The 18,032-nt window shown below is 69.8% G+C and carries 19 protein-coding genes; 14 read left to right on the forward strand and 5 right to left on the reverse strand.

Annotated features, from left to right (window positions below):
- Nucleotides 1-774 carry an ABC transporter ATP-binding protein gene (locus ACWDZ7_RS13755; protein ID WP_451796878.1) on the forward strand — a complete coding sequence of 258 codons (774 nt, stop codon included), beginning with the start codon at nucleotides 1-3 and terminating at the stop codon, nucleotides 772-774.
- A 72-nt stretch (nucleotides 775-846) separates the two neighbouring features.
- Complete coding sequence (locus tag ACWDZ7_RS13760; RefSeq protein WP_451796879.1) at nucleotides 847-1,842, forward strand: ABC transporter substrate-binding protein; 996 nt, start codon at nucleotides 847-849, stop codon at nucleotides 1,840-1,842.
- A 37-nt stretch (nucleotides 1,843-1,879) separates the two neighbouring features.
- Here the strand turns inward: ACWDZ7_RS13760 and ACWDZ7_RS13765 are convergent, their stop codons facing one another.
- Both ACWDZ7_RS13765 and ACWDZ7_RS13770 read right to left on the reverse strand, forming a co-directional pair.
- Nucleotides 1,880-2,740 carry an SMP-30/gluconolactonase/LRE family protein gene (locus tag ACWDZ7_RS13765; RefSeq protein WP_451796880.1) on the reverse strand — a complete coding sequence of 287 codons (861 nt, stop codon included), beginning with the start codon at nucleotides 2,738-2,740 and terminating at the stop codon, nucleotides 1,880-1,882.
- Nucleotides 2,737-3,510: an IclR family transcriptional regulator gene (locus ACWDZ7_RS13770; RefSeq protein WP_451796881.1), complete on the reverse strand. Its 774-nt coding sequence runs from the start codon at nucleotides 3,508-3,510 to the stop codon at nucleotides 2,737-2,739. The genes ACWDZ7_RS13765 and ACWDZ7_RS13770 overlap by 4 nt, the downstream gene beginning before the upstream one ends.
- A gap of 207 nt (nucleotides 3,511-3,717) precedes the next feature.
- Between ACWDZ7_RS13770 and ACWDZ7_RS13775 the strand changes: the two genes are divergently transcribed.
- From ACWDZ7_RS13775 to ACWDZ7_RS13810, 8 genes are read left to right on the forward strand one after another with little or no spacing between them, the layout of a single operon-like run.
- Entirely contained in the window at nucleotides 3,718-4,884 is a 1,167-nt protein-coding gene (locus ACWDZ7_RS13775) for a mandelate racemase/muconate lactonizing enzyme family protein (protein ID WP_451796882.1), read from the forward strand.
- The gene (locus tag ACWDZ7_RS13780; protein ID WP_451796883.1) at nucleotides 4,881-5,894 is read left to right on the forward strand and encodes a zinc-dependent alcohol dehydrogenase; all 1,014 of its coding nucleotides are present in this window, start codon (nucleotides 4,881-4,883) and stop codon (nucleotides 5,892-5,894) included. Before ACWDZ7_RS13775 ends, ACWDZ7_RS13780 begins: the two co-directional genes overlap by 4 nt.
- Before the next feature lie 60 nt (nucleotides 5,895-5,954).
- Entirely contained in the window at nucleotides 5,955-6,971 is a 1,017-nt protein-coding gene (locus tag ACWDZ7_RS13785; protein ID WP_451796884.1) for a hypothetical protein, read from the forward strand.
- Between the two features lie 3 nt (nucleotides 6,972-6,974).
- Nucleotides 6,975-8,084 carry a multiple monosaccharide ABC transporter substrate-binding protein gene (gene chvE, locus ACWDZ7_RS13790; RefSeq protein WP_451796885.1) on the forward strand — a complete coding sequence of 370 codons (1,110 nt, stop codon included), beginning with the start codon at nucleotides 6,975-6,977 and terminating at the stop codon, nucleotides 8,082-8,084.
- A gap of 17 nt (nucleotides 8,085-8,101) precedes the next feature.
- Nucleotides 8,102-9,643 (forward strand): multiple monosaccharide ABC transporter ATP-binding protein, encoded by a 1,542-nt coding sequence (mmsA, locus tag ACWDZ7_RS13795; protein WP_451797088.1) that lies wholly within the window; start codon nucleotides 8,102-8,104, stop codon nucleotides 9,641-9,643.
- Nucleotides 9,644-9,651: 8 nt separating this feature from the next.
- Nucleotides 9,652-10,884 (forward strand): multiple monosaccharide ABC transporter permease, encoded by a 1,233-nt coding sequence (gene mmsB / locus ACWDZ7_RS13800; protein ID WP_451796886.1) that lies wholly within the window; start codon nucleotides 9,652-9,654, stop codon nucleotides 10,882-10,884.
- Between the two features lie 52 nt (nucleotides 10,885-10,936).
- On the forward strand, nucleotides 10,937-12,124 hold the full coding sequence (locus tag ACWDZ7_RS13805) for an aldose epimerase family protein (RefSeq protein ID WP_451796887.1): 1,188 nt from the start codon (nucleotides 10,937-10,939) through the stop codon (nucleotides 12,122-12,124).
- 30 nt (nucleotides 12,125-12,154) lie between these two features.
- A complete protein-coding gene (locus ACWDZ7_RS13810) occupies nucleotides 12,155-12,295 on the forward strand; it encodes a hypothetical protein (RefSeq protein ID WP_451796888.1) in 141 nt (46 codons plus the stop codon).
- A gap of 34 nt (nucleotides 12,296-12,329) precedes the next feature.
- Here ACWDZ7_RS13810 and ACWDZ7_RS13815 read toward each other — a convergent pair whose 3' ends face one another.
- Together ACWDZ7_RS13815 and ACWDZ7_RS13820 are read right to left on the reverse strand one after the other, a co-directional pair.
- On the reverse strand, nucleotides 12,330-13,412 hold the full coding sequence (locus ACWDZ7_RS13815) for a glycoside hydrolase family 43 protein (RefSeq protein ID WP_451796889.1): 1,083 nt from the start codon (nucleotides 13,410-13,412) through the stop codon (nucleotides 12,330-12,332).
- A gap of 161 nt (nucleotides 13,413-13,573) precedes the next feature.
- Entirely contained in the window at nucleotides 13,574-14,014 is a 441-nt protein-coding gene (locus tag ACWDZ7_RS13820; protein ID WP_451796890.1) for a hypothetical protein, read from the reverse strand.
- Between the two features lie 181 nt (nucleotides 14,015-14,195).
- Here ACWDZ7_RS13820 and ACWDZ7_RS13825 point away from each other — a divergent pair, with 181 nt between their 5' ends.
- The 4 genes from ACWDZ7_RS13825 to ACWDZ7_RS13840 all read left to right on the forward strand — a co-directional run bounded on the left by ACWDZ7_RS13825 (nucleotide 14,196) and on the right by ACWDZ7_RS13840 (nucleotide 16,985).
- Entirely contained in the window at nucleotides 14,196-14,342 is a 147-nt protein-coding gene (locus tag ACWDZ7_RS13825; RefSeq protein WP_451796891.1) for a lasso RiPP family leader peptide-containing protein, read from the forward strand.
- A gap of 120 nt (nucleotides 14,343-14,462) precedes the next feature.
- Complete coding sequence (locus ACWDZ7_RS13830) at nucleotides 14,463-16,337, forward strand: asparagine synthase-related protein (RefSeq protein ID WP_451796892.1); 1,875 nt, start codon at nucleotides 14,463-14,465, stop codon at nucleotides 16,335-16,337.
- Complete coding sequence (locus ACWDZ7_RS13835) at nucleotides 16,318-16,578, forward strand: lasso peptide biosynthesis PqqD family chaperone (protein ID WP_451796893.1); 261 nt, start codon at nucleotides 16,318-16,320, stop codon at nucleotides 16,576-16,578. Before ACWDZ7_RS13830 ends, ACWDZ7_RS13835 begins: the two co-directional genes overlap by 20 nt.
- The gene (locus ACWDZ7_RS13840; RefSeq protein WP_451796894.1) at nucleotides 16,575-16,985 is read left to right on the forward strand and encodes a lasso peptide biosynthesis B2 protein; all 411 of its coding nucleotides are present in this window, start codon (nucleotides 16,575-16,577) and stop codon (nucleotides 16,983-16,985) included. Before ACWDZ7_RS13835 ends, ACWDZ7_RS13840 begins: the two co-directional genes overlap by 4 nt.
- 50 nt (nucleotides 16,986-17,035) lie before the next feature.
- On the opposite strand, the gene ACWDZ7_RS13845 is transcribed toward ACWDZ7_RS13840, so the two are convergent.
- Nucleotides 17,036-18,031, reverse strand: coding sequence for an arabinan endo-1,5-alpha-L-arabinosidase (locus tag ACWDZ7_RS13845; RefSeq protein WP_451796895.1), 996 nt, complete (start codon nucleotides 18,029-18,031; stop codon nucleotides 17,036-17,038).
- Between the last annotated feature and the right edge of the window lies 1 nt (nucleotide 18,032).

Raw genomic sequence — 18,032 nt, forward strand, 5'->3', positions numbered from 1 at the left:
ATGGACTTGCGAATCGAGGGGCTCGGCGTCGACATCGACGGCAAGAGCCTCGTACGGGAGCTGTCGCTCGACGTGGGCAGCGGCGAGGTCGTCGGCCTCGTCGGCCCGAACGGCAGCGGCAAGTCGACCGCGCTGCGCTGTGTCTACCGCGCGCTGCGCCCGGCCGCCGGCACCGTCCGGGTCGGCGGCGACGACATCTCACGCCTGCCGATGCGCCGTAGCGCGCAGCTCGTCGCCGCCATGACGCAGGACGGCGCCGTCGACCTCGACTTCACCGTCGAGGAGGTCGTCGCGCTCGGCCGGGCACCCCACCAGCGGGGCAACCAGGCGCTCAGCGGACGCGAACGGGAGTTGTGCGAGTGGGCCATGGAGCGGCTCGACATCCGTCACCTGGCCCGGCGGGGCGTCCTCACCCTGTCCGGCGGGGAGCGCCAGCGCGTCCTGCTCGCCCGCGCTCTCGTCCAGGAACCGAAGATCCTGGTGCTCGACGAGCCGACCAACCACCTCGACGTACGCCACCAGATCGAGATGCTCTCCCATCTGCGGGGCGCCGGGCTCACGGTCCTGGTCGTGCTGCACGACCTGAACCTCGCGGCCGCCGCCTGCGACCGGATCGGTGTGCTCTCCCAGGGGCGCCTGGTGGCTTCGGGGACCCCCGAGGACGTACTCACCGAAGGGCTCGTGGCCGATGTGTTCGGTGTGAAGGCGACCGTCGTCCCGCATCCGCTCACCGGCGACCCCCAGCTGCTCTACGCGCTGCGCCCCTCCCTCTGATCCTGCCGGAACACCGACCCTTGCCGTAACACCGACCCTTGCCGTAACACCTCTGAAAGGCACCACATCCCCATGTCCCACACCCGGTCCATCGCCCTGGGGTCCGCGCTCGCGGCCACGCTGCTGCTGAGCGGCTGCGGAGCCGAGGTCGAATCGGACGGCGACGCGAAGGCGTCCGAGAAGGTCACCGTCAAGAGATGCGGCGAGTCCGTCCCCTACAAGGTGCCCCAGCGCGCCGTCGCCTACGAGGGCGGCAGCGCCGACAAGCTGTTCAGCCTCGGTCTGACCGAGCACGTCCACGGGTACGTGATGCCGCCCGCCAACCCGCCGGTGAGCGAGTCCCCCTGGGCGTCGGAGTACGCCAAGGTGAAGATGCTCAGCGACGACCTGCTCAACAAGGAGATCGTCGTCCAGGCCAAGTCCGACTTCGTCGTCGCGGGCTGGAACTCCGGCTTCAGCGACCAGCGCGGCATCACCCCGAAGATCCTCGACAAGCTCGGCGTCCAGAGCTTCATGCACACGGAGAGCTGCTTCAACTACCCGGGTTTCCCGCAGAAGGTGTCGCCGTTCAACGCGCTCTACAGCGATCTGGAGCGGCTCGGGAAGATCTTCCGCGTCGAGAAGAAGGCCGACAAAGTCGTCGGGGACCTGAAGAAGCGGGTGGCGGCGGTGAAGGAGAAGGCGCCCAAGGGTGATCCCGTGCCGGTCTTCCTCTACGACTCCGGGACCGACCAGCCCTTCACGGCGGGCAGCCAGGTCCCCCCGAACGACATCATCAAGACCGCGGGCGGCAGGAACGTCTTCGACGGCCTCGACGAGCGCTGGACCCAGGTCAACTGGGAGGCCGTCACCCAGGCCGAGCCCGAGGTCGTCATCATCTTCGACTACGGCGACCAGCCCGCGAAGAAGAAGATCGAGTTCCTGAAGAAGTCCCCGCACACCAAGGAGCTGCCCGCGGTGAAGAAGAACAACTTCTTCGTCCTCGACTACAACGAGGGCATCAGCGGGCCGCGCAACATCGACGGCCTTGAGAAGTTCGGGAAGTACCTGCGGGAGCTGAAGCGCTGACCATCGCCGCTGCTGACCGTCGCCGTCTCCGTGCGGCTCAGCCCGCGAAGGGCGTGCCCGGCAGCCCCCGGCCCGCGTCCGGCAGCACGAGCACCGACCCCGCCAGCGGATGCGGGCGCTCCTGGCCGACGGCGGCCGTGGTGATGTAGAGGTCGCGCAGACCGGGGCCGCCGAAGGCGCAGGCGGTGGGGCGGGATACCGGGAGGTCGACGGTCAGGTCGAGCCGTCCGTCGGGGGTGTACCGGCGGACGGCTCCGCCGTTCCAGAGGGCGACCCAGACGCAGCCGTCCGCGTCGACGGTGAGCCCGTCGGGGTCGCCCGCGCCGTCCTCGACCACCGCGAACGGGCGCCGGCCGTGTGCGCGGCGTCCGTCGAAGTCGAGGACGTCGACGCGGCGCGTGGGGCTGTCCACGTAGTACATGAGCCGACCGTCGGGGCTCCAGCCCGTGCCGTTGCTGACGGCCACGTCGCCGAGCGGTCCGGACTGTCCGGTGACGGTGCCGTCGGCGGCGACGCGGGTGAGGCCGCCGCCGCCCGGTGCCTCGTCGTAGCGCATGGTGCCCGCCCAGAGGGCGCCGTCGGGCGCGACGGCCGCGTCGTTGCCGCGCCGACCCGGCACGGGGTCGCGCACCAGCCACGAGAAGGGCGTACCGCCTGGGCCGTACAGGCCGATGCCGTCGCGCAGGTTGACGACCAGGCCGCCGCCCGCGCGGGGCTTCGCCGCGCCGACGTGCTGTTCGGTGGCCATGACCGTGCGGCGGCCGTCGCCGGGTGCGTACGTATGGACGCGCGAGGCGAGGATGTCGACCCAGATGAGGCGCTCGGTCGCCGCGTCCCAGGTCGGGCCCTCGCCGAGCAGCGCCTGCTCGCGCACCGCCACCTCGTACGCGGCTCTCATCGCGCGCCGCCTCGGTGGCCGAGGCGGACCGACAGGTCGCCGGCGCCCTTGGCCGCCAGTTCGGCCAGCTCGCTCTCGCGCTCCTCGCTCCAGCGGATCATCGGTACGGAGATGGAGAGCGCCGCGACGACGCGGCCCGCGCTGTCCCGCACCGGCGCGGCCACGCAGCTGACGTCCGGGTTGGACTCCCGGTGCTCGACCGCGACGCCCCGCTCGCGGACCGCGGTGAGCGCGGTGAGCAGCTCGTCCGGGTCGGTGATGCTGTCGGGCGTCATCGCGGCGAACTCGCGGCCGTCCAGGCGGGCTTCGAGTTCCGGCTGCGGCAGCGAGGCGAGCAGCATCTTGCCGACCGACGTGCAGTGCGCCGGGAGCCGGCGGCCCGCCGCGGAGACCATGCGCACGGCGTGCGTGGAGTCCACCTTGGCGATGTAGATGACGTCGGTGTCCTCAAGGATGGCGACGTGGACGGTCTCGTCGCAGGTCTCGGCGACCTCGCGCGCCACCTGCTGCCCTTCGGCCGCGAGGTCCAGCTGCTCGGCGTAACGGCTGCCGAGCTGGTAGGTGCGCACGCCGAGGCGGTAGCGGCCCGGCTGGTCGGGGATCTGTACGAGGTACGAACGGGCCGCCAGGGTGGTGAGCAGCTCGTGCACGGTGGTGCGCGGCAGCTGGAGCCTGCGCGTCACCTCGGGCGCGGAGAACGTCCCGTCCCCTTCCAGGAAGAGTTCGAGTATGTCCAGCGACCTGGTCACCGCGGGAACCAGTCGTCCCATGAGGCCTCCCACCCTGTGCGTCCGAAACCTCGGCCGCTGATCGATATGACGAACACAGGTTAGGCATGGCGCCGTTCGCGACGCAATGGCACGGCGGCTCAAGACCGTTTCGCGCGAACCATTGACACCTTCCGGCCAGGGTGAATAACGTCACGCCAGCATTTCGAACGTGTGACGAAATACCGAACAAGTCAAGGGACAACTGCCTTGCGCATCACGGGAATCAGTACGCATGTGGTCGGAACGCCCTGGCGTAACCTCACCTACGTCCAGGTGCACACCGACGAGGGCCTGACCGGCATCGGTGAGACGCGCATGCTCGGGCACACCGACGCGCTCATCGGCTATCTCCGCGAGGCGGAGGCCAACCACATCGCGGGGTCCGATCCGTTCGCGGTCGAGGACCTCGTCCGCAGGATGAAGTACGGCGACTACGGCCGCGCCGGCGAGATCGTCATGTCGGGCATCGCGGTCATCGAGATGGCCTGCTGGGACATCAAGGGCAAGGCCCTCGGCGTCCCCGTCTGGCAGCTGCTTGGCGGCAAGGTCACCGACCGCGTCAAGGCGTACGCGAACGGCTGGTACACCACCGAGCGCACCCCGGAGGCGTACCACAAGGCGGCCCAGGGCGTCATGGAGCGCGGCTACCGTGCCCTGAAGATCGACCCGTTCGGGACCGGTCACTACGAACTCGACCACGAGCAGAGCCTGTACGCCGTGTCGTTGATCGAGGCCGTACGGGACGCCATCGGGCCCGACGCCGAGCTGATGCTGGAGATGCACGGCCGGTTCTCGCCCGCCACGGCGATCCGCCTCGCCCGCGACCTCGCGCCGTTCCGCCCGGCCTGGCTGGAGGAGCCGGTCCCGCCGGAGAACCTCAAGGCCCTGGAGAAGGTCGCCGCGAAGGTCGACATGCCGGTGGCGACCGGTGAGCGCATCCACGACCGGATCGAGTTCCGGGAGCTGTTCGAGAGCCAGGCCGTGGACATCATCCAGCCGGACGTCGGCCACATCGGCGGCATCTGGGAGACCCGCAAGCTCGCCGCCACCGCCGAGACGCACTACATGCTGGTCGCCCCGCACAACGTGGGCGGCCCGGTGCTGACCGCCGCCTCGCTCCAGGTCGGGTTCACCGCCCCCAACTTCAAGATCCTGGAGCACTTCAACGACTTCGCGGACGCGGACATCAAGAAGGTCATCAAGGGCGCGCCGCAGGTCGACGCGGAGACGGGCTGCTTCGAGCTGTCGCACGAGCCGGGCCTCGGCGTGGAGCTCGACACCGACGCCGCCGCCGAGTTCCCCCAGCAGCAGGCCCGGTTCGACCTGTGGGCCGAGGGCTGGGAGAAGCGCTCGCCGGGCGGGGCCGAGAGTTGAGCAGCCGCGCGATCGTCGTCGACCGGCCGGGCGAGCACCGGCTGGTCACCGGCGACATCCCGGTGCCGGGGCCCGGCGAGGTCCTCGTCCAGGTGGCCGCCGCGGGGATCTGCATGAGCGACCGTGAGGTGTACGACGGTCATCGCGACGCCGCCTACGTCCGCTACCCGGTGACGCCGGGCCACGAGTGGTCCGGGACCGTGGCGGCGGTCGGCGAGGGCGTCGACCCCGCGCTCGTCGGCCGCGGGACCGTCGCCGAGGGGTTCCGGGCGTGCGGTGTCTGCGAGCGGTGCCGGTGCGGGGAGACCAGCCTGTGCACCGGCGGCTACGCCGAGACCGGGTTCACCGAGCCGGGGGCCTTCGCCGACCATCTGACGGTGCCCGCCCGCCTGTTGCACCTCTTGGCGGACGACGCGGATCTGCGGGCCGCCGCGCTGCTTGAGCCGTCCGCGGTGATCGCGGCGGCGGTACGGACCGGCCGCCCCCGGCCCGGCGAACGGGTCGCGGTGGTCGGCGCGGGCACCCTCGGGCTGCTCGCGGTCCAGTTGCTCGCCGCGTCGAACCCCGCGGAGCTGGCCGTCGTCGACCCCCGCGCGGCGCGCGGGCAGCTGGCGCTGGGCTTCGGGGCGACCGCGGCCCTCTCCCCGGCCGACGCGGAGTCCGTCAACGGTTCCTTCGACCTGGTCGTGGAGACGGCGGGCGCGGCGACCACCGCCGCCTCGTCCTGTCTGCTGGCCCGCAGGGGCGGGCGGGCCGTGCTCACCGGCATGTTCACGGCGGGGGCCGTAGGCATCGATCCGGTACATCTGTCCCTCAGTCAGCTGGAGGTGCGCTCCGTCTTCGGGGCACCGTCCTCGGCCTGGTCGGACGCGGTGCGGGCGTTCGGGCTCGGGCTTCTTGATCCGGCGCCGCTGATCACTCATGAGTTCTCGCTGGAGTGCTTCGGGGAGGCGGTCGCCTTGGTCGGCGGGGGTGACCCGAAGACGGGGAAGGTGCTTCTGCGGCCTTGAGAGCCTGCCCCTTATGGGGCACTTTCCCTCATATGCCTCGTCCCTCGTGCCTCATGCCTCATGCCTCAATTGCCGAACTCCGTCCGGCATATCGAACATTGGAGTACCGTGACCGCCCCGTCAGCCCCCCGGCGCCCCGGCGCCGACGCCCTCGCCCGTATCGGGCATCCCCTGCCCGCCATCGATCCGGCCGACGCCTCCCCGCACACGTTCCCCGACGGCGGCACCTGGCGCACCGAGATCCCCTCCGTCGAGGGGCCCGAGGCCCTCGCCGTGGTCCTGAAGGAGAGCGCCCGCCTGGACGTGCCCGTCCACCGCATCAGTCAGGGCAGCGGCGTGTGGATGCTCGGTGACGACGAGATCACCGAGATGGTGGACTCGTGCGCCGAGCGCGACATCGAGCTCTGCCTGTTCACCGGGCCGCGCGGCACCTGGGACATCGGCGGCTCCACCCGCACCGACTCCGGCGGCGCCGGTCTGCGCGCCCGTGGCCACGACGCGCTCGCGGGCTGCGTGGAGGACGCCGTACGCGCCACGGAACTCGGCGTGAGGTGCCTGCTCGTCGCCGACGAGGGCGTGCTGTGGACCCTGCACAGGCTCCGCGCCACCGGGGTGCTCCCCGCCGACACCACCTTCAAGCTGTCCGCCCTGACAGGGCCGGTCAACCCGGCCTCGTACGCGGTGTACGAGCGTCTCGGCGCCGACTCCCTCAATGTGCCGTCCGATCTGACCACCGCCCACCTCACGGAGATCCGCCGGGTCAGCCGGGCGCCCATGGACATGTACGTCGAGGCACCCGACGACCTCGGCGGCTACATCCGCATGTACGAGGTCGCCGAGCTGATCCGGCGCGGCGCCCCGCTGTATGTGAAGTTCGGCCTTTCCAAGGCCACCGGCATCTACCCCTACGGCGCCCACGTGCGCGACCATGCCCTCGCCACGGCCCGGGAACGGGTCAGGCGTGGCCGCCTCGCCCTGGATCTGCTGGCCCGGCACGGCGCGGACGGCGGCATGTCGCCGCTCGGTTCGCGGCTGCCGGGCGAGCTGCGCCGCTTCGCCGTCCCGGAAGGGGACTGACCCATGCGCACCCGCACTCTCGGCATCGCCGTCACCGCCGCGCTGCTCGCCGTCTCGCTGTCCGCCTGCGGTCAGGAGGCCAAGGGCGGCAGCCGCTACAAACCGGATTCCGGCAAGGGCGGCACGATCGGGCTCGCCATGCCGACCAAGTCGTCCGAGCGGTGGATAGCCGACGGCAAGAACATGGCGACGCAGTTCAAGAAGGCCGGATACCGGACCGACCTGCAGTACGGCGACGACAAGGTGGAGAACCAGGTCGCCCAGATCGAGAACATGATCACGAAGGGGCACCGGCTGCTCGTGGTGGCCGCGATCAACGGCTCCGCGCTCACGGATGTGCTGAAGCGGGCGCATGACGCGGGCATTCCCGTGATCTCGTACGACCGTCTCATCCTCGGCACGAAGAACGTGAACTACTACGCGTCGTTCGACAATGAACGCGTGGGGCGTCTCCAGGGCCAGTACGTGATCGACAAGTTGAAGCTCGGCAAGCCCGACAAGAACGCCGGCGAGGCGCGGTCCATCGAGTTGTTCGCCGGTGACCCGGACGACAACAACACGAAGTATTTCTGGAACGGCGCCATGAAGGTGCTGAAGCCGTACTTCGACAGCGGTCAGCTGGTGGTGCGCAGCAAGCAGACGAGGCTGAACCAGGCGACGACGCTGAAGTGGGACGGCGGCACGGCGCAGAAGCGCATGGACGACCTGATCAGCAAGAGTTACGGCGACAAGCGTGTCGACGCGGTGCTCTCCCCGTACGACGGGATTTCCATCGGCATCATCTCCGCGCTGAAGAGCGCGGGTTACGGGACGAAGAGCGAGCCGCTGCCGGTCATCACGGGGCAGGACGCCGAACTGGCGTCGGTGAAGTCGATCATCCGGGGTGAGCAGACGCAGACGGTCTTCAAGGACACGCGGAAGCTGGCCGCGCAGACGGTGAAGATGGGCGACGCGGTCCTGACGGGCAAGAAGGTCCAGGTCAACAACACCACGGATTACAACAACGGTGAGAAGACCGTGCCGTCCTTCCTTCTGAAGCCGGTGAGTGTCGACAAGTCCAATACCAGGCTCCTTGTCGACGAGGGGTACTTCACAGCGGGGCAGCTCAAGTGAGCGCGCCCATTCTGGAGATGCGCGGGATCACGAAGACGTTCCCCGGCGTCAAGGCGCTCTCCGGTGTGGATCTGACCGTGCGGCCGGGGGAGATCCACGCGATCTGCGGCGAGAACGGCGCGGGCAAGTCGACACTGATGAAGGTGCTCAGCGGCGTGTACCCGCACGGCAGTTACGACGGCGAGATCCTCTTCGAGGGCGAGTCGATGGCGTTCAAGGACATCCGGGCCAGCGAGCGCCACGGCATCGTGATCATCCATCAGGAGCTGGCGCTGGTCCCGTACTTGTCGATCGCCGAGAACATCTTCCTCGGCAACGAGCAGGCGAAGCGCGGCTTCATCGACTGGAACGACACCCTGCGCAGGGCGAGCGCTCTGCTCAAGAGGGTGGGACTGCGGGAGAAGCCGCAGACGCCGGTGTCGGACATCGGTGTCGGCAAGCAGCAGCTGGTGGAGATCGCGAAGGCGCTGTCGAAGGAGGTGAAGCTGCTGATCCTCGACGAGCCGACGGCCGCGCTCAACGACGACGACAGCGCGAAGCTGCTCGACCTGATCGTGGAGCTGCGGGAGCAGGGCATCGCGAGCATCATCATCTCGCACAAGCTCAACGAGATCCGGCAGATCACCGACGCCGTGACGATCCTGCGCGACGGGCGGACCATCGAGTCGCTGGCGGTGCGCGAGAGCCCCGCGCACGACGCGGAGCTGTCGGAGGACCGGATCATCCGGGGCATGGTCGGCCGCGACCTCGACCACCGCTTCCCGGACCGCACGCCGTACGAGGGCGCGGACGCGGGAGAGTTGGCGCTGGCCGTGGCGGGCTGGACGGTGCGGCATCCGGTCGACCATCAGCGGACAGTCGTCGACGACGTGTCGTTGACGGTGCGGCGCGGTGAGATCGTCGGCATCGCGGGGCTGATGGGCGCGGGCCGCACCGAGCTGGCGATGTCCGTGTTCGGGCGTTCGTACGGGCAGTACGTCGCGGGGACGGTGGCGGTGAACGGCCGTCCGGTGGTCACCAAGACGGTTCCGGCGGCGGTCGACGCCGGAATCGCGTACGTCACCGAGGACCGCAAGCGCTACGGCCTGAACCTCATCGACAACATCAACCGCAACATCTCGCTTGCGTCGCTGCCGGGCATGCGGCGGCGCGGTGTCGTCGACGAGCACCACGAGCGCCAGGTCTCCGAGCGGTACCGCAAGTCGATGAACATCAAGACGCCCACGGTGTTCGAGCAGGTGGGCCGGCTCTCGGGCGGCAACCAGCAGAAGGTCGTCCTGAGCAAGTGGATCCACGCCGACCCCGAGGTGCTGATCCTCGACGAGCCGACGCGCGGCATCGACGTGGGCGCCAAGTACGAGATCTACACCGTGATCGACAAGCTCGCGGCGCAGGGCAAGGCGGTCCTGTTCATCTCCTCGGAGCTGCCGGAGCTGCTCGGGATGTGCGACCGGATCTACACGATGGCCGAGGGCCGCCTGACCGGTGAGGTCACGCGCGCACAGGCCACCCAGGAAGTGCTGATGCGCCATATGACCAAGACCAGAAGCAAGAGCTGAGGGCCGCCATGACCACCACGACCACTCCCCCGCGGGACTCGTCCTCCGCGCCGCCGCCCGCCGTGCGGTCGGCCGGTGCGCTGCTGATCGACAGCATGCGCTCCAACATGCGCCAGTACGGCATGCTGATCGCGCTCGCGTTCATCGTCGTCCTCTTCCAGATCTGGACCGACGGCACGCTGCTGCTGCCGAACAACGTCTCCAACCTGATCCAGCAGAACGGCTACATCCTCATCCTGGCCATCGGCATGATGATCGTCATCATCGCGGGCCACATCGATCTGTCCGTCGGCTCCCTGGTGGCCTTCGTCGGCGCCATGTCGGCGGTGATGATGGTCAGACACGACATGCCGTGGGTGCTCGCCCTGGTCCTGTCGCTGCTGATCGGCGCGGTCGCGGGTGCCTGGCAGGGCTTCTTCATCGCGTACGTCGGTATCCCCTCGTTCATCGTGACGCTGGCCGGCATGCTGCTCTTCCGCGGCCTCACGCAGATCGTCCTGGAAGGCCAGTCGCTGGCGCCCTTCCCCGACGGTTTCCAGAACATCGCCAAGGGTTTCATCCCGGAGATGGGCCCGTACACGCAGTACCACAACCCCACGCTGCTCATCGGTCTGGCCACGGTCGCCTTCCTGCTGATCCGTGAGTGGCGGGACCGCAAGCGGCAGGTGGCGTTCGAGCTGGAGGTCCTGCCGACCGGCCTGTGGGTGGCCAAGTGTGTGGCGATGACGGCGGCGGTGGTGGCGTTCACGCTGACGCTGGCCAGCTTCCACGGTGTGCCGGTCGTCATGCTGATCATGTGCGGGCTGCTCATCGGCCTCGGATACGTGATGCGCAACGCCGTCGTGGGCCGTCATGTGTACGCGCTCGGCGGCAACAAGGCCGCCGCGATGCTCTCCGGCGTCAAGGACAAGCGCGTCACGTTCCTGGTCTTCGTCAACATGGGTGTCCTCGCGGCGCTCGCGGGCTGCGTGTACGCGGCCCGGCTGAACGCGGGCACTCCGCAGGCCGGTCTCAACTTCGAGCTGGAGGCGATCGCGGCCTCGTTCATCGGCGGCGCGTCGATGAGCGGCGGTGTCGGCACGGTGATGGGCGCGGTGATCGGCGGCCTGGTGCTCGGTGTCCTCAACAACGGTATGTCGCTGGTCGGCATCGGCACGGATTACCAGCAGGTCATCAAGGGTCTGGTGCTGCTGGCGGCGGTCGGCTTCGACGTATGGAACAAGCGCAAGGCCGGCCGATAACCCTCCCCTGTTCTCACCTCTCACCTCTCACCTCTCGCCTCTGGAGCCGCACATGGAAACGAGCAGACGCACTGTCCTGGCCACCGCGGCCGCGGCCGGTCTCACCGCCGCCGTCGCCGGCACCTCGTACGCATCGGAAGGCGGAAAGCCAGTGCGGCCCGCACAGCCCGCACGCTTGTTGGCCAAGCCCACGAAGGAACTGTTCGGCAAGCTCGCCGACGGCACGAAGGTCCACCGCTGGTCGCTGGCGAACGGCGGCACGCGGCTGAAGGTCCTCTCCTACGGCGGCATCGTGCAGTCCCTGGAACTGCCCGACCGGCACGGCACGTACCGCAATGTCTCGCTCGGCTACGACTCGATCGAGGCGTACGCCGCGGGCACCACGTTCTTCGGCGCGCTGATCGGCCGCTACGGCAACCGGATCGCCCGCGGCCGCTTCACCCTGGACGGCACGGCGCACCAGCTGTCCGTCAACGACGGGGAGAACAGCCTGCACGGCGGCGCCAAGGGCTTCAACACGCGGGTGTGGGACGTGGAGCCGTTCACCGACTCGACCGGGATCGGACTGGTGCTGCGGTATGTGAGCGCCGACGGCGAGATGGGCTATCCGGGGACGCTGCGCGTGAAGGTGACGTACACGCTGACCGCGCGCGGCGACTGGCGGATCGACTACGCGGCGCGGACGGACAAGGCGACCGTCGTGAACCTCACCAACCACACGTACTACAACCTGGCGGGCGAGGGCAGCGGCGGCGTCTACGACCACGAACTGACCCTGGCCGCCGGCCGGTTCACCCCGACCGACGCCGGTCTGATCCCCACGGGCGAGCTGGCGAGGGTGGCCGGTACGCCCTTCGACTTCCGGCGGACGAAGACGGTCGGCGAGGACATCCGCGCCGCGCACCCCCAGCTGGTGACCGCCAAGGGGTACGACCACAACTGGGTGCTCGACAAGGGCATAACGGACCGTGCCGAGCACTTCGCGACGCTGCGGGACCCGGAGTCGGGCCGCACGATGAAGATCGCGACGACCGAGCCGGGTGTGCAGTTCTACTCCGGGAACTTCCTGGACGGCACCCTGACCGGCCCCTCCGGCCGCACCTACCGCCAGGGCGACGGCCTCTGTCTGGAGACCCAGCACTTCCCCGACTCCCCGAACCAGCCGTCGTTCCCCTCGACGGTGCTGCGCCCCGGCGAGACGTACCGGTCAAGCACCGTGCACAGCTTCTCGGCGCGCTGAGCGGGGGCCGCCGGTGACACGGACAAGGCGTTGCTCCTCTACGTGGACGTCAGCGAGAGCCGGCTCCCGGACGGCCACCGCTACTACGGCCCTCGCACGGAGGACACGAGGCCGGACGCATCCGAGCAGGACCGGCTGCGGTTCCTCCACGCGATGGGACGCGAGGGGTGAGCCGTAGCCGGTCCTGTCTCACCGGACCAGCCGCTCAGTCCGCGACGGGGACGCCGAAGTCCGGGGTTCCGTCCGCCTTCCAGCCCAGGCGCTGGACGCGCGTATGGCGGTTCGGGTCGTTCAGGGGGTCGCCGACGATGTCCTTGTACTGGCGGGCGTGGTAGACGAGGACGTCGGTGCGGCCGTCCTCGGCGACGGTGAAGGAGTTGTGGCCGGGGCCGTACTGCTTGGTCCTGTCGTTGCTCGTGAAGACCGGTCGGGGCGACTTGGTCCAGGACCCGGGGTCCATCAGGTCGCTGCCCGCCCGGGCGGTGAGCAGCCCCATGCAGTAGTTGGCGTCGGTGGCGCTCGCGGAGTACGTCATGAAGACGCGGCCGTTGCGCTGGAGGAACGAGGCACCCTCGTTCACCTTGAAGCCGACGCACTCCCAGTCGTACTCGGGTGTGGTGAGCCGTACTTGAGGCCCCGTCAGCGTCCAGGGATCGGCCATCCTGGAGAGGAAGACGGCGGTGTTGTTGTCCATGCCGGGCTCGTGCTGTGCCCAGGACAGATAGCGGGAGCCTTCGTACGTGAAGGTGGTGGCGTCCAGCGAGAAGGTCTCCCAGGCCGTGGTGATCTGCCCCTTCTCCACCCACTCCCCCTTGAACGGGTCGCGGTGGGCGTTCTCCAGGACCCACATGCGGATCTTCCACACGTCGTCGGCGGGCGCCGAGGCGAAGTAGATGTACCACTTGCCGTCGATGTGGTGGATCTCCGGTGCCCAGATGTGCGCGGCCATGTCGCCGCTGGTGTGCCGCCGCCAGACGACGGCTTCCTCGGCGGTGGCGATGCCGCGCAGCGTGCGGGAGCGGCGCAGGATGATGCGGTCGTACTCGGGGGCGGTGGCGGTGAAGTAGTAGCGGCCGTCGCGGTGGCGGTGGATGTGCGGGTCGGCGCGGTTGGGGACGAGGGGGTTGGAGAGCCGGGCTGCCTTGGCGGCGTGCGGCGCGGCGGCCGGGTCGGCGGCGTGGGCGCTGCCCTGGGCCATGCCCAGGGCGCCCGCCGCCGCGGCGCTCGCGGCCAGTGAGCCCTTCAACAGGAGTCTGCGGCTCGGGAGTTCGCCGGCGTTGTGGTTCATCTGTTCTGCCTTTCCTGGGCCAGGAGGTGGATTCGATATATCGAACAACATCTGCTATACCGAACGCCGAAACGGTAAGGGCGGGATAGGAGGAGGTCAACGGTTCGGGACGGACTTCTCCGGGGCAGAGTCTTCGGCACCACGACATCCGAACTCCGCGCTCACCACCGGCGCGGCACCGCCGCCGGCCCCACCAGTGGCACCGCCGCCAGCACCAGCCACGGCAGCGCCCCGCCGCGCTCCAGAAGTGCCCCCACCGGCGCGCCGCCCGCCAGTACCACCGCGCCGGAGAGCGCGGACAGTGCGCCGGTGAAGAACCCGAGCCTGCGGTCCTCGACCAGGTCGGGCAGCCAGGCGCGGGCGGCCGGGACCACCAGCATCCGGCCCGCGGTGAGCAGCACCATGAACGAACCGAGGGAACGGTCCAGTTCGGCGGGCAGGGCGTTGAGGTGCTCGAGGATGCCGTCGCGTTCCCACCTGCCGAAGTAGCCGTAGACCGTGTTTTCCGATGTTGAGCCCGTGGCGGGCCTTGCCGTCCCGTCGGCTCGTCGACAGCGGTTCCACCAGGGCCCATCGGGCGTCGTCAGCCTGATAGGGCGCACGAGGCCGAAGGTGAAGCATTCGGAGGCGCCCAGTGTGCGTTCCGGTTGGTGTCGTGCCTCACGCGCGGCACCTCCATACGGGTGGACCGGCTTGGGCATCTCTGGTCAGGCTCCGCGCAGCCTGTCTTACTGAATGAAAGGAGACGGAGATTCCGTTTCCCATCCGATGGAGGTGAGTGCCGTGAGCGAAACGCTGGCGAACATCGAATCCGAGGACGTCTACGAGCCGCCGCTGCTGGTCGAGGCGGGCGAGTTCGCCGAAGCCACTCAGGGCACCTCGTACACGGGATGTGCCGAAGGTATGTACAACAAATACTACTGGTGCTGACCGGTCTCATGGGTGTGCGTCTTCGCCGCCTCCGCCTGCCATTCGTCCGCCGCTACACCACGGAGCACGGCCGATCGCCGTCCATGGGTGAGATCTCGCGGCAGGCATGAGGAGCTGAGTATGGCGAGTGGTACCTCGCGGAGCTGGTTCATCGTGGTTCCGGACCAGGAACTGCCCCCCGGTCTGCTGACCCGGTTGAGGCCGCGAGTCGGCAGGGTGGTGCGCTACCCGTCGGGGCGGCCGTGGCTGCTGGGTGACTGGGCGCCGGAGCGGATGGTGGTGGCGTCGGCGGGCGGGCAGTTGCTGGCCGTGGCGGGTACGTCCTCGGTGACCACCACAGATCTGCGGGCTCGTCTGAAGGGCGTGAGCGCGGTCGCGGACGTGGAGGGGGCGCTGCGTGGCGTGCACGGCAGTTTCCATGTGGTCGCGTCCCTGAAGGGGCGTGGCTATGTGCGCGGGAGTGCCTCCGGGGCCCGTCGCGTTCACCGGGCCGTGGTCGATGGTGTGACGGTGTGCGCGGACCGGGCGCGCACTCTGGCCTGGCTCACCGACGCCGGGCCGGACACCGCCCAACTCGCCGCCCGCCTTGCCTCCCCCCTGCCGCACCCGCTGGCGGGCGCGGCGATGTGGAGCGGAGTGGAGACTGTCTCACCGGGTCACGCACTGCACCTGGAACCCGGCGGAAGCTGCCGTACCGTCGCGTGGTGGCAGGCGCCGGAGGCCGGACTGCCTCTGGCCGAGGCGGCGCTCGCGCTGCGTAAGGCGTTGTGTGACGCGGTCGCCCTGCGGGTGCGCCCCGGGCGAGTGCTCGCCGCGGACCTGTCCGGCGGCATGGACTCCACCTCCCTGTGCTTCCTGGCCGCCGAGGCCGGCGCATCGCTGGTCACCGCGACCCTGCACTGGGAGGCACTGGGCAACGAGGACCAGCACTACGCCCGGTATGCGGCGGACCGCCTGCCCGACGTCGAGTCCCTGGTCTTCCCGTCCGCCGAACTTCCCCCCTGCTTCACGGGCTTGGAGCGCCGCCAGGACCCCCAGGAGGAGCCCTCCCCCTCACTGCGAGACCGGGAGATCCAGCAGCACATCACCCGCGCGTTGCGCGCCCGGGGAGCCCCGCTGCGCCTCACGGGGCACGGAGGCGACCACGCCGTCGTGCCCCCCGCCTCCTACATCCATGCCCTGCTGCGCCGCAATCCCGCACTGGCGCTACGGCATACGGCCGGGTTCAAAGCGCAACGGCGCTGGCCGCTGGGCGCGACCGCCCGCATGCTGCTGAGGCGCGGCTCCTATCCGGACTGGCTCAACACGGCAAGGGGCAGGCTCCGCGAAGCCGCAGTTCCCCTTCCCGCATGCGAGACGTGGGGGCCGCGGCCGGCACTTCCGGAGTGGGCGAGCACACGGGCCGCCGACCAGGTCGCCACACTGCTGCGCTCCGCCGCCGAGCAGGCGGTCCCGCTGGCCACCGACTTCTCCCGGCACGCCTGGATCCACCAGATGCGCGACGCCGGAAGGATCGCCGGGCTCATCAACGATGACACCACGGCCGACGGACTGCCGGCGGACAGCCCCTTCTGCGACGACACGGTGCTGGACGCCTGCCTGTCCGTACGCTCCCACCAGGCGGGTCACCCCTGGTCCTACAAACCCCTGTTGGCCGCTGCGATGCGGGGCCTGGTGCCCGAACACCTCCTGCTGCGTACCACCAAGGACCACTGTGACATCGAGTGGTACCGCGGCATCAGAGAGCACCGGCGCCAACTCGCCGAATGGGCCGAGACGTCGCACCTGGTCGCCGCAGGCGTCGCGGAAGAAAACGGGCTGCGACGCGCTCTGCTCAGCCCCGGCCTTCAGACCGGCGGCGGTACCGAGTTGGAGAACGCCCTGGGCGTTGAGGCATGGCTGCGCGACGTGGCCGCCCACCCCGTACCCGCCTATCTCACCCTCACCCCCCGCCATCCGTACCAGGAGCCCCTCATTGACTCAGCTGCGCACTGACGTCGTCTGTTGCCCCACCCAGGACGGCATGGTCCTGCTCGACGAACGCGACGGCCGCTACTGGCAGCTCAACGGCACCGGCGCGGCCGTCGTCCAGGCTCTCCTGGGCGGTGCGGCCCCAGGCCAGGTCGCCGACCGGCTCGCCGCCGTCCGGCCCGTCAACCGCGAGCCGGCGGCGGCCGATGTCGCGGCCCTGCTGGAGGGCCTCACCCGCGCCGGACTGGTGGTGAGCGCGCCATGAGACAGGTCCTCGACACCGATGGCACCCGCCCACCGCTCGGGCGCCGGCTCGCCGCGCGCGCCGCCGTGGCCGCGGCCCGGCTGCTCGCGCGGCTGCCGCCCCGCCGTATCCGGGCCTTGCTGCGAGTGGCGCACCGCGGGGCCCCGCCCGCCGACTACGCCCGCGCGTTGCGGGCCCGCCAGGACGTGACCGCCGTCAGCACGCTGTGCTCGGGGCGGTACTGCCTCCAGCGTTCCCTGGCCACGGCGCTGTTGTGCCGTCTCGGCGGTGCCTGGCCCACCTGGTGCACCGGCGTGCGCACCTCGCCGTTCGCCGCACACGCCTGGGTCGAGGCCGAGGGCCGTCCTGTCGGGGAACCCGAGGACACCGCCACCTACCGCACCCTCCTTACCGTCCCCCCGCGCTGATCCTTGACGAACGGGCCACCCCCCACGGGGCCCGCGCCCCTCCGGCGGGGTCAGTAGGCCACAGGCCAACCACCGTCCCAGTTCAGGAGGTTGACGCCCAGCTTGGGCGTGCCGTTGTCCTGGCCGTCGTAGTAGTGGTAGACGAGCAGGTCGCCGTCCACGTCCTTCATGACCGACTGGCCGCCGGGCCCGATGTAGCGGCCGTGCGACTCAAGGACGGGCGTGCCGCCGTTCTCCGTCATCGCGACGCCGTTCCTGTCGCGGTAGGGGCCGGTCACGCTCGTGGCCCGCCCCACCTTGATCTTGTACGTCGAGTTGATTCCGTCGCAGCAGGTGTCGTACGAGGCGAAGAGGTAGTAGTAGCCGTCGCGTTTGACGATGTAGGGCGCTTCGACGGCCTTGGTGCCCGTGGGCCGGGACGCGAGCGAGCGCCGGGCCGTGTCGCCCGCGTACTGTTTGCCGGTCGACGGGTCGACGCGGATCATCTTGATCCCCGTCCACCAACTGCCGAACGAGAGCCACCACTTGCCGTCGTCGTCCACGAAGAGGTTGGGGTCGATGGCGTTGTAGTCGCTGGTGGTGCCGGACGTGTAGACCGTGCCGTGGTCGGTCCAGCCGCCCGGCTCGCCCGTGGTGGACGTCGCGAGCCCGATCGCGGACGTGTTGGAGCCGAAGCTGGAGACGGAGTAGTACATCAGGTACTTGCCGCCGTGGTACGAGATGTCGGGCGCCCACGCCTCCGGCACGGTGGAGTACCGCGACCACCAGGCCGGCCGGCTGCCGAAGGCGTCCGCGCCGGCCCGGAAGGCGGTCCGGTCGGTGGAGGAGCGGTGGCCGATGCCGCCGCCGGTGGCGTAGAGCAGGTACTTGCCCGCCGGGGTGCGGACCATGGTCGGGTCGTGGACGACGGTGCTGCCGGTGACGGTGCCGGGGTCGGGGTAGGCGGCCGCGGTGCCCGGCACGAGGGCGAGCAGTGCGGCGGCGGGGAGGGCGAGAAGCGCGCGGCGTCTCGCGGGGCGGTCGGTGCGCGGGGGAGTGCGGCTCACA

The organism is Streptomyces sp. NPDC003032 (assembly GCF_053591415.1).

Coding starts and splice junctions, on each gene's coding strand:
- ACWDZ7_RS13755 (WP_451796878.1), top strand. CDS start 1: ATGGACTTGCGAATCGAGGGGCTCGGCGTCGACATCGACGGCAAGAGC.
- ACWDZ7_RS13760 (WP_451796879.1), top strand. CDS start 847: ATGTCCCACACCCGGTCCATCGCCCTGGGGTCCGCGCTCGCGGCCACG.
- ACWDZ7_RS13765 (WP_451796880.1), bottom strand. CDS start 2,740: ATGAGAGCCGCGTACGAGGTGGCGGTGCGCGAGCAGGCGCTGCTCGGC.
- ACWDZ7_RS13770 (WP_451796881.1), bottom strand. CDS start 3,510: ATGGGACGACTGGTTCCCGCGGTGACCAGGTCGCTGGACATACTCGAA.
- ACWDZ7_RS13785 (WP_451796884.1), top strand. CDS start 5,955: ATGCCTCAATTGCCGAACTCCGTCCGGCATATCGAACATTGGAGTACC.
- chvE (WP_451796885.1), top strand. CDS start 6,975: ATGCGCACCCGCACTCTCGGCATCGCCGTCACCGCCGCGCTGCTCGCC.
- mmsA (WP_451797088.1), top strand. CDS start 8,102: ATGCGCGGGATCACGAAGACGTTCCCCGGCGTCAAGGCGCTCTCCGGT.
- mmsB (WP_451796886.1), top strand. CDS start 9,652: ATGACCACCACGACCACTCCCCCGCGGGACTCGTCCTCCGCGCCGCCG.
- ACWDZ7_RS13805 (WP_451796887.1), top strand. CDS start 10,937: ATGGAAACGAGCAGACGCACTGTCCTGGCCACCGCGGCCGCGGCCGGT.
- ACWDZ7_RS13815 (WP_451796889.1), bottom strand. CDS start 13,412: ATGAACCACAACGCCGGCGAACTCCCGAGCCGCAGACTCCTGTTGAAG.
- ACWDZ7_RS13830 (WP_451796892.1), top strand. CDS start 14,463: ATGGCGAGTGGTACCTCGCGGAGCTGGTTCATCGTGGTTCCGGACCAG.
- ACWDZ7_RS13840 (WP_451796894.1), top strand. CDS start 16,575: ATGAGACAGGTCCTCGACACCGATGGCACCCGCCCACCGCTCGGGCGC.